1 protein-coding gene is annotated in these 1,006 nt (G+C 44.4%); it reads left to right on the top strand.

Features of this window, described 5'->3' with window-relative positions; all coding sequences use genetic code 11:
- Positions 1-83: 83 nt before the first annotated feature.
- On the top strand, positions 84-1,006 hold a 923-nt coding region (locus tag J7439_RS25585; protein WP_209204879.1), incomplete at its 3' end, for an ISKra4 family transposase.

Here is a 1,006-nt window from a genome sequence, read left to right as displayed (position 1 = left end):
GGGTGCTCTCTCTGAATAATTGAAATAAAAGTGCATTAATTCCACGACTATTATGAAGGCACTTTTCGTAATGGTTATTTATCATGCCTGCTTCTGTTATTTCCAGCCAGCCCAAAAGTATCGTCTTGCAAATAGAAGTATCGATTGATTCAGACAACATGCTGACTCTCGAAGAAAGTTTACAACGAGCACTCAATGATGCTGGACAGCTTGGTACTCAAGAGTTATTGAAATCATTCGAGCCGTGCAATAAAGAACCTATCGTCGTTAACCAGCAGAAGTGGAACTACAAGGGAAAGGTTCTGAAGCACTATGAAACCTTGTATGGAAGTGTTCCTATGGAGCGCTCTGTTTATCAGGGTGTCAGGGGAGGAAGTACACTGGCACCGATTGATCTTCGCGCCGGTATCGTTGGTTCAGCCACGCCTAAGTTTGCGAAATCTCTCGCTTGGAAATACAGTCAGATGCCTGCCCCTGCGGTAAAAGAAGACTTTGAAATTAACCATCAAAGAACGCTATCAAACTCTTACATCAAGCATTTATCCGACAGAGTCGGTGTATTAATTGAAGACGAGAAAGACACACTCTATCATCTCCCGCCATTGAAAGAGCCTGTTGAAACGATAGCCATTGGTCTGGATGGTACCTGTATGCTCCTTTGTGAAAAAGGCTGGCGCGAAGCTATGTGTGGGACATTAAGCCTCTATTCTGCAGAAGGAGACAGACTTCACACCATCTATATAGCCAGCGCACCGGAATATGGTAAGCAGAGCTTTTTGAGCAAGCTTAATGAGGAAATAGCAGCACTCAAACGTATCTATCCACAGGTGACGTATATCGGTGTAGCCGATGGTGCCAAAGAAAACTGGCGTTATTTGAAGCAACACACTTCAGGTCAGATACTTGATTTTTTCCATGCGTCTGAATATTTGGCCGGTGCTGCAGAGGCGTTGTTTCCTACCAGCAAAACCAAGCGAACCCACTGGCTTGAAGACAGACTTCATTG

The sequence above is a fragment of the Salinisphaera sp. G21_0 genome, from assembly GCF_017744115.1.
GTDB lineage: Bacteria > Pseudomonadota > Gammaproteobacteria > Pseudomonadales > Endozoicomonadaceae > Endozoicomonas.
This window is presented reverse-complemented; position numbering and strand designations above follow the sequence as displayed.